The following is a 9,939-nucleotide window of genomic DNA, read 5'->3' as shown; positions in this document are numbered from 1 at the left end:
TGAGAACAGCTTTTCGAACATTAACTTCCTACGCGTTAGATATTGAAAACAGTTTAACTTATACACTCTCGAATGGGGTTGTGGAAGGCACCGTAAACAAAATCAAGATGATCAAACGATCTGGCTATGGTTATCGCAATTACGGTCACTTAAGGTGTCGTATTTTAATCTCAACCCAGCTTCAACAACTTAATGCTGAACCTGTACGCCCATTGTATTTTTGTGACGAAGCGGCTCTATAGACGAATATACTCTAATCCAACAGATGACTAATATACTTACATAAAAAAAAGACGATAGAACTAAATCTATCGCCTTAAATATTCACCAACACTATTTGACAAAGAACCATTAACCGCTAATTGGCAGTTAATATTCTAAAAAATACATTCATTTTCTAAACAGACTTAAGCTTGTTTACGAATACCGTCGTATTTGTATTGATGCGCTTCGATCGTTTGCGAATAAAAATCTAATAACTCTAGCGTCGCATTATCCCAAGTATATTTTAGCGCTTCCGAACGCCCTTTAAGTGAAAGTTTTTGCATTAATAATGGATTATCCACACTATTAATTGCCTTCATTAAACTTTCAGTATTACCAGATTCATAGATTAAGCCTGTCTCCTTATCCGTAATTTGTTCAACGGTTGGTTCGCTTTCAGCGGCAATGACAGGTATGCCTGACGCCATCGCTTCCGAGATTACTAAACCAAAGGTCTCTGATGTTGATGGGAAGACAAAAGCATCTCCTGTCGCAAAGGCTTTAGACAAATCTTCACCATGCTTAAAGCCTAAAAAGTGCGTCTTCGTTCCAGCAAAGACTTCTTCTAAGCGTTCTCTGTCTGGCCCATCTCCGACAATGGCTAGACATAAATCATCTCGCTCATCAAAGATTGCACGTAAATGATCGATATCCTTCTCTGGAGCCAATCTTCCAACGTAGACTAATAATTTATTATTTGGATTATTGTCCGTTAATTCATTATATAATTCTTGATCAAAATATTCTGGATGACGCCCTTCAATATCAATTCCTCGAGGTAAGACACCATGAGTGGGAATCATCTCATCATTCAGTTCATCCATTAAGCTTTGTGAGACTGTAATATTAACGTCAGACTTTGTATGCCAAAAACGAATATAATCCCATAGAACTGGTTTAAATAAACTCATATTATAATGGTCTAAGTAATTCGGTAAATGAGTATGGTATGACGTTATTAAAGGGATATTTAACTTATTTGCATAGTGAACAGCCGATGAAGCCAATGAGATTGGATTCACAGCATGTACCACATCTGGCTTAAATTTCTTGAAAATAGACTTTACCTTTCGAGAAGGTAAACCCCATGGACGCGATCCATATAATGGAAATGTCACTGTTTCAAGCCCGTAAACTGGTACTCCTTTATAGTCGCTTATACCAAGATCCGGTGAAATAACAATAACTTCATGACCAATTTCTTTTAATTGAACAACAAAGTTTGCCAAGCGAGTGCAAATACCATCCGTCGCTGGGACAAAAGTTTCTGTTACGATTGCTATACGCATATTATCCTCCCACTACAAAGCCACTTAATCTTATCCTACCCTGATTATACCTCTTGATTGTAAATTTAGAGCTAAATGAATGTAAAGTTTATGTAAATTTGTTAATTTAAGTGCGTTTTCTTCTATTTTGACCTTGTTTCTCTTGGTTTTTCGTCCCTTTTGCTCGAGTTGGTTCAATTAATATTCTGTTTTTTAATACTTTCTCTGTTAATGGAATATTCTCTTCTTTTAAGATAGCTGCTAAATCAATCGCTTCTTGTTGGTTTAATAACGAGATAACAATACCTTCTCGGTTCATTCGACCCGTACGTCCAGATCTATGAATATACGTTCTGCTGCCTTGGACGCGGTTATAATGAATGACGTAAGGAACTTCTGAGATATCCATCCCTCTACTAGCCACATCAGTTGTTAGTAGATAAGTAACATCATGATTTTTAAATGTTCGAATCGCATATTCACGTTCTTGCTTACTTGCATCACTATGTAAAACAACAACAGATACATTCTCATAGATTAACTTCGCTGCTACTTCTTCGATTTGATTAATCTGTTCGAAGAATACAATAGCTCGCATGTTATCCATCTGAGCTAAGCGTTTTAGTTCGTCTACTTTATAGCGATTATTAACCGTAATGAAATAATGTTGAATATGGCTGACTGATTCTTGTGAATCAATGCGGATGACTTTAATGTCACTATTCTCCGCTTGTTTTTTATTAACAAATTCCTCTGTCATTGTTGCACTTGCATAAACTTTTTGAACATCACGCATCAGTGTTTGTTGAATAGATTCGATCGTTCTTTTGTGTTCATCTTTAAATAAATAATCTGCCTCATCAAAAACAATGGTTTTTACTAGATGAACTTTTATTTTTTTCGTCTTACTTGTTAATTCGATAAAGCGTCCAGGTGTTGCAATAATAAGTTCTGGCTTATCTTTTAACTTATCGATTTGGCGTTTAATATTTGCACCGCCGATGAGCGTTTGAGTTTTAATACCTACAACTTTACCCCATTCGCGTGCCACTTCCCCAATTTGCATCACTAATTCTTGTGATGGCGCTAGAATAATCGCCTGCAAAGTTTTATTTGCCTCAATTTGATTCAATATAGGTAGTAAGTAAGCTAATGTCTTACCTGTACCAGTTGGGGATACGGCAATGACGTCATTTCCTTGTGATGCTTCTTTAAATAATTGCTCTTGAACCGGTGTAGGTTCTTGTAACTCTTTCTCTTTCCAAAATTCTTGGAGTTCGGTTCTAAATGTATTAAGCATTATATGCTCCTTCTCTAATCTTCTATTTCTGTTCTTCAGTGTCAAAAGAAATATTCGCAGATTTACGCAATAATTCCATTGTTTGGGCTACTTGTAAGCTAAGCTGCTTCAAATCTTCAAAGCGCACTTTTTGGTGAATGCTATCAGAATTGTTGATTACATCTGCAAAGTTCATTAACTCATCATACATGTAATTTTCTGGCTTATAATCTATGACATCTGCTTTTTGTCCTTCTTTATTAATTAACTCAACTTTACTAATACGACTCACGTCATGAACAATAATCGTCTCATCATCAATATAAATTTCACTTGTCAGTTTGGAATGAACGGCTTTAGAGATAAATATCGACACTTGAAATTGATCATATATGAATAAAATTGTACCGAAAATATCGACACCATTTTCCCCTTTTTGAGCGTTGTAGCGCACTGATTGAGGTAAACCAAATAAATCAAGGACGACATAAACTGGGTATACACCTAAATCCATTAATGCCCCACCTGAAAACTCAAGGTTGAAGACATTTGGTGCAATCTGGTGATTATCCATTGTTTCACGATATTGAACATATTTGGATGAGTATTGCCCAAAATTAAAGTTAGCCCCTAAAAACGGCTGCTTAGAAGCTTTTATCTTATTCTGAACTAACTGCTTCATTCGACGATAATTACGCGTATGAATATGCAAAGCACCTTCAAAAATGAAGACATTCATGCGTTTCGCTTCTTCATGTGCTTGATGCCATTCTTCAACACTTGAAAACATTGGCTTCTCAATGATGACATGCTTTCCAGCTTTTATCGCTTGCATTGCTTGTTCAAAATGCATGCTATTGGGACTTGCGATATAAATCAAATCAATTTCTGGATCAAATAAAATATTATTTAATTGGTCCGTATAGTAGTCTGTCTTGTAAATCGTCGCAATATCTTTTGCTCGGTAAGCACTTCGTGAATAGATTCCTTTAATCTTATATAGATTGGTCAGTTGACTGGCTTTAATAAATTGCTCTGTTATCCATGAAGTACCAATGGTTCCTACGTTTATCATTGAACTCCTCCTCTTATATTAACTGCTCTTCGTCAACGGCTTCTAAATAAGTCTGAATGGCTTGAGTAACTTCTGAAAGACTATTTTCTTCAAAAGGTGAGTTTAAGTTAGCGAGTTTCACAATTTCTTGGAATGATTTCGTTCCACCTACACGACAAATGTTTAAGTAATCAGACCAGAAGCTATCGTCTTCTTTCACATGACTTCGCTCCCAGAACTGAAAGGCACATACTTGGGCTAATGTGTAATCAATATAGTAGAATGGTGAGTTGAAGATATGGCCTTGTCTAAACCATAATCCACCTTGCTCATAAAACTCATTGTCATCATATTCTTTCCAAGGAGTGTATTGTTTCTCTAATTCACGCCATTTTGAACGACGTTCTTCTGGTGTCATTGTTGGGTTTTCATACACTTCATGTTGGAAGTGATCTACTAAGACACCATAAGGTAAGAAGGTCACGGCTTCTGAAAGATGAGCGTATTTGTATTTTTCTACTTTGTCACCGAAAAACTCATCCATATATGGCCATGCGATAAATTCCATACTCATCGAATGGATTTCACAACTTTCATGCGTTGGCCAAATTAACTCAGGTTCATTAATCCAACGTGAACGATAGAGTTGGAAAGCATGCCCAGCCTCGTGTGTTAATACATCCACGTCTCCTGAAGTCCCATTAAAATTAGCAAAAATAAAGGGAGCATTGAAGTTCGGGATATGAGTACAATACCCTCCACTTTGCTTACCTGACTTAGTTAATAAGTCCATTAAATCATGTTTAACCATAAAGTTGAAAAAGTCCGCAGTTTCAGGTGACATATCTGAATACATCTTTTCAGCTTTTTGAATCAACTCATACGCAGTCCCAATGGGTTTCGCATTTCCTGTTGGAAAGCTTAAGTTTAGATCGTAATATTTTAACTCATCTAACTCTAAACGTTTCGCTTGGCGGTCATAAATATATGTTGATAGTGGCACAATTTGTTCCAAGACTTCACGACGGAATACTTCAACATCCGAACGTGTATAGTCTAGGCGGTTCATTCTCGCATAGCCCATCTCCACAAAATCTTTAAAGCCAAGACTGGTTGCCATCTCATGACGGACTTTGACTAATTCATCGTAAATGCGATCAAAATCAGCTAAGTTCTCTTGGAAAAAGTTTGCATATAATTCAGAAGTCGCTTTTCGTTCCTGACGGTCAGTTGACTGCATGAATGGTGTCAAACCAGATAAGTTATAAGTTTCTCCCTTATAATCAATTTCCGCTGATGCGATGAGTGAATCATATTCTGAGACTAATTTATTCTCTTGTTGTAATAAAGGTATAATAGTTGGGTCAAATACTTTTAGAGAGTTCTCAATAATATCAAAAAATGGTGCTGCAATTTCTTGTTTTAATTCAGATAGAAAAGGTGAGTTTAAAATTGCACGATAATAATCAGTTTCCCATTCTGAAATAATTGGTAGCTGTTCATTCCAAAAATCACTTTCTTTTTTATAAAAAGCATCTTTTGTATTAATAGAGAAACGAATTTCTGCTAACTCTGATTGCGTATTTATTTCATTTTGTAATGCTTGTATCTCATGAATGCCTTCTAAGGCTTCCTTGACAGAATTAGCATTTTTAATTTGGTCAATATTTTCTTGGTAGTCTTTTTTGAAAATATCTAAGTCTGGTCGATTATAATTAAATTCGTTAAATTTCATACACACACGTCCTTCATTTACTGTAATGCTATTATACCACAGGTTCAGTTATAAGCTTGTTATTTTGGGATAGTTCTAGTGAATTATTTTTTATAAGGGATTAAAAAAGACAACACAAAATAAAAAAGTTAACTGCATTTTAATAGTCAATTTATTAGCAAAACCTTGACTTTGTCGTGTATAATAGTATGTTGACAATAATAGAGAAATATAACCAATTAATAGGAGGTGTCTTTATGCATCAAGATTCAACTAACGAAGGAACCCCTAATGAAAAAAAGACGACTAAAAATCGCAGTGAAGTTTTATATAACATTGAGCAAAAACTAAAACTCTTACCTGATTTACCAGGATGTTATTTAATGCGAAACGCGAACGATACCATTATATATGTAGGTAAAGCTAAGAATTTACGTAATCGTGTGCGTTCTTACTTTAGGGGTGCTCATGATGCTAAGACAACAAAATTAGTATCTGAAATCGATCATTTTGAAACAATTATAACTAACAGTGATAAAGAAGCGCTGATTCTTGAGATTAATCTTATTCAAGAATATAAGCCAATTTATAACATTCGACTCAAAGACTCAACAATGTATCCTTATCTAAAAATTACTAAAGAAGAAGATCCTCAATTAATTATTACGAATGAAGTGAAAAAAGATGGGGGAACTTACTTTGGTCCCTTTCCAAATGTTTATGCCGCAACTAGTACCCAACAATTATTGCACCGAGCATATCCTTTAAGAAGATGTGCTAAAAACGAAAAGCGTGCCTGCTTTTACTATCACCTTGGCCAATGTATTGGACCTTGTGATCATAAAGTAGAACAAGCGGAATATGATGCTCAGATTGAGAATATCAAAAAATTCTTTGCAGGCAACGTCGACAGTATTAAAAATGACTTACGTTCAAAAATGGACACTGCTGCAGAAAAATTAGACTTTGAACAAGCGGCGGATTACCGTGATCAGATTAGTTATATCGAGAAAACGATTGAACGCCAAGTTATTATGAGTCAAGACTATGACAATATGGATGTATTTGGTTACACACTTGATCGTGGTTGGTTATCTATTCAAACTTTTATGTTAAGACAAGGTTCGATTCTGAAACGTAAAGCCGCCATCTTCCCTAGCTATAATAATCCAGAAGAAGAAGTCACGACTTATATTGCGCGATTCTATAAAGAAGAATCACAACTTATGCCTAAAGCGGTACTCGTTCCAAGTGATGTTGATAATCATTTATTAAATGAATATCTTGAAGTTCCAGTATCGACACCCCTTCGTGGGAAAAAACGTAGCTTATTAGAACTTTGCGAAAAAAATAGTCGCATTGCTTTGGATGAAAAATTCAGATTAATAGAGATGAGCGAAAGAAAAACTTTAGGTGCCATTGACGAATTATCAGATGCTTTAAATATTCCGCAAGCAAACTATATCGAATCGTTTGACCATTCTAATATCCAAGGATCAAACGCAGTATCAGGTATGGTTGTTTACCGCGACGGGAAGCCTGAGAAAAAGAACTACCGTAAATTCAAAATTAAAACTGTCGAAGGTGCCAATGAGTTCGCATCAACTCAAGAAGTCATTCGTAGACGTTACACAAGACTGCTACGCGAAGAGAAACAATTACCTGACTTAATCCTAATGGATGGTGGGAAAATTCAAATTAGAGCAGCTAGAGATGTGTTGGAGAATGAATTAGGCATCACAATTCCGGTTGCTGGTATGGTAAAAGATGACAAACATAAAACTGCTGCCTTAATGGACGGTTATAGTGAGGAAATAATTCCTTTAGAACCAACAAGCCAAGTCTTCCACTTCCTACAAAGAGTCCAAGATGAAGTCCATCGCTATGCGATTAGCTATCATAGAAATGTCCGTTCGAAATCTCAGTTTGGTTCAATCTTAGATAGTATTGAAGGTGTTGGACCGAAGACCCGCACCAAATTATTAAAGCACTTTAAAAACTTACAAAGAATGAAAGAAGCAGACATTGAAGAGTACCGTCATATCGGTGTTCCTCAACCGACTGCCGAACGGATTATTGAAACATTGAATGATGAAGAGAAGCTTCAGAGTAAGTAATTCAGTTTCGGTTTAATTTTGTCTAGTTGTGTCCCTGAAATTTTCTCAAGGACACGAAATCACAAAATATGGCCCTGAGTTTTTCTCAAGGACACGAAATCACAAATTATGTCCCTGAAATCTTCTCAAGGACACGAAATCACAAATTATGTCCCTGAAATTTTCTCAGGGACATATTTTCATTACAAACTAAAAAAATCCTCACCAGGCAAAGTCTTAAATGACTCTGCTCGGTGAGGATTTTGTTTTTATTTTAATAGAAAACCATTACTGGTGTACCGTAATCAACGTTGTTGTAAATTACTTCAACTGCGCCTAGAGGAGTGTTAATACAGCCAAGTGAACCACTTGATTGATAAACATTTCCACCAAATGATCCTTGCCAAGATGCATCATGAATTCCTTGAGCTTTATCGTCAAAGCGAATCCAGTAATTAACTGGCGTAGAATATTCTACTTTTGAGAATGGGTTGTAACCAACTAAGTTTGTATCAGTTAACATCTCATTAACAGCATTTGCTCCTGGTACGGTCTCAGCACCAATCTTACCTGAAACCATTGGCGTTTCTAGAATAAGTTCGCCATCAACATATAAGAACATATATTGATTACTTAAATCGATTTCGACGTAAGTTGATCCAATATCATTTGCAGCACCAGCAATACCACCAGAACTGTAATAGATTGGTTCACGACTAACATCATTACCTGCATGAATGTCACTAATTAACGCTTCTGCTTCTGCATCAGTGTCAATTGACCAACCTAGGATTCCAGGTGGCACAGTGACTTCACCTTGTAAAGTACTATTGAAAGTACGGTCTTTGTAGAATGTTGAATATTCCTCGTTAAGAGTACTTAAATATGCTTTCACAGATTCAGCATCGATAATTAATTCATTTGAAGAATCAAAATAAATCCAGTTTTCAATTTCATCTTGTGGAATTGTTACTTCTTCACCAGCAATTTCATAAGTGATATTCACTGATGATACGGATTCAATTTCATCCATCACTGATGTAATTTCTTCACTTACTTCAGTTACTTCTGGTTGAGCATATGCTTCTTCCAAATCAATGGTATAATTCTCGTTTTGAATCCCTTCAACAATTGCTGATTCAAGACGACTAGGATCGATTTGGTTTCCAGCAGACCCTTCAACTACATAATAACCTTCAGTTTCGTCATAATCTACACCTGCATCTGTCGCCGCTTCACGTTCTTCATTAGAAAGACCTTGGGCTGACAAGCTATTAATTATTTCTTCTTCACTGAAGTTAATTTGCTCTTCTAAACCCTGATTGTACTCTTTGTCTTCAAAGAAGCCATTGACCCAAGTCGTTGGATCTTGTGATAAGTATGACGCTTCTAATTCTGATTCAGTTTTATATTCAGGTTCTAGTTCACCTAGTTTCAAACGAGCAACTTCTTGCCCATCTTCTTCAAGAACAAATTCTTTGTCATTCAAATCTTCAATAACTTTCGCCTGTGCTTCGCTTAATGTTAAATTACTCACATCAACTGTTCCAAAAGTGGAATTCGCTGAAAATTTCTCAGAGTAAAACCCAACACCTGCAAAATATACAACTCCCATAATAAGCACAGTTGAAACGATAATTAATAATGTCTTTTTCATTACTTACCTACCTCTCTAAAGTTTCGCAATTATAGAGTAACATATTTGAAATGATTTGTGTTGATAATTCACACATTATTCAAAAAATCATTTGAATACTTGTCCTTAATAAAAACTTAACCTTTTCTTATTGTTAAAAAGGTTAACGTTCGGGATTTTCCCCTCGAATATTAAGTTTATTCCTAAAATATTTTCTTGTAAAATCACATTGATTTATATGACGCCGATTGTAAAATTAAGCTAGACAACTAAAACAGACATTTGTGGTACACTCAACTTGTAATTCCGACCAAAGAATACAAAGGAGTGACCACAAATGACCTACACCCATCTTACCACGGATGAACTGGTGATGATAGAATCATATTACCACCAACATATTCCGGTCTCGACCATTGCCAGTCGTTTAAAACGTTCTAGAACACCCATTTATAACGTCATCAACTTCTTAAAAGAGGGCCATACCGCCATTGAGTATTACCAACAATATAAGAAAAACAAACAACGGTGTGGTAGACGTAAGTGTGTCCTTCCTGTAGACCAACAAGTCTACATTAAAGAAAAAGTCTCACAGGGCTGGACACCCGATGTCATTATCGGGCGTAAA

7 protein-coding genes and 1 pseudogene are annotated in these 9,939 nt (G+C 35.9%); 3 read left to right on the top strand and 5 right to left on the bottom strand.

Annotation, left to right across the window (positions count from 1 at the left end; all coding sequences use genetic code 11):
• Positions 1–242 (top strand): transposase (locus ACFO5Y_RS03395; RefSeq protein ID WP_380706347.1); only part of this gene is annotated, 242 nt, incomplete at its 5' end.
• 165 nt (positions 243–407) lie between these two features.
• Here ACFO5Y_RS03395 and ACFO5Y_RS03390 read toward each other — a convergent pair.
• From ACFO5Y_RS03390 to ACFO5Y_RS03375, 4 genes are all read right to left on the bottom strand, one after another.
• On the bottom strand, positions 408–1,553 hold the full coding sequence (locus ACFO5Y_RS03390) for a glycosyltransferase family 4 protein (protein WP_197105204.1): 1,146 nt from the start codon (positions 1,551–1,553) through the stop codon (positions 408–410).
• A gap of 106 nt (positions 1,554–1,659) precedes the next feature.
• Positions 1,660–2,832 carry a DEAD/DEAH box helicase gene (locus ACFO5Y_RS03385; RefSeq protein WP_197105205.1) on the bottom strand — a complete coding sequence of 391 codons (1,173 nt, stop codon included), beginning with the start codon at positions 2,830–2,832 and terminating at the stop codon, positions 1,660–1,662.
• A 22-nt stretch (positions 2,833–2,854) separates the two neighbouring features.
• The gene (locus ACFO5Y_RS03380; protein ID WP_197105206.1) at positions 2,855–3,886 is read right to left on the bottom strand and encodes a Gfo/Idh/MocA family protein; all 1,032 of its coding nucleotides are present in this window, start codon (positions 3,884–3,886) and stop codon (positions 2,855–2,857) included.
• A gap of 13 nt (positions 3,887–3,899) precedes the next feature.
• Positions 3,900–5,600, bottom strand: a complete 1,701-nt coding sequence (locus ACFO5Y_RS03375; RefSeq protein WP_197105207.1) for a M3 family oligoendopeptidase — start codon at positions 5,598–5,600, stop codon at positions 3,900–3,902.
• 236 nt (positions 5,601–5,836) lie between these two features.
• Between ACFO5Y_RS03375 and uvrC the strand changes: the two genes are divergently transcribed.
• Positions 5,837–7,696, top strand: coding sequence for an excinuclease ABC subunit UvrC (uvrC, locus tag ACFO5Y_RS03370; RefSeq protein ID WP_138404319.1), 1,860 nt, complete (start codon positions 5,837–5,839; stop codon positions 7,694–7,696).
• Positions 7,697–7,949: 253 nt separating this feature from the next.
• Here uvrC and ACFO5Y_RS03365 read toward each other — a convergent pair whose 3' ends face one another.
• Positions 7,950–9,332 carry a L,D-transpeptidase family protein gene (locus ACFO5Y_RS03365; protein ID WP_197105208.1) on the bottom strand — a complete coding sequence of 461 codons (1,383 nt, stop codon included), beginning with the start codon at positions 9,330–9,332 and terminating at the stop codon, positions 7,950–7,952.
• Positions 9,333–9,648: 316 nt separating this feature from the next.
• On the opposite strand from ACFO5Y_RS03365, the pseudogene ACFO5Y_RS03360 reads away from it, so the two are divergent.
• Positions 9,649–9,939: pseudogene (locus ACFO5Y_RS03360) on the top strand (IS30 family transposase); the annotation flags it as partial.

It is taken from the genome of Ruoffia tabacinasalis, from assembly GCF_042652985.1.
GTDB lineage: Bacteria > Bacillota > Bacilli > Lactobacillales > Aerococcaceae > Ruoffia > Ruoffia tabacinasalis.
This window is presented reverse-complemented; position numbering and strand designations above follow the sequence as displayed.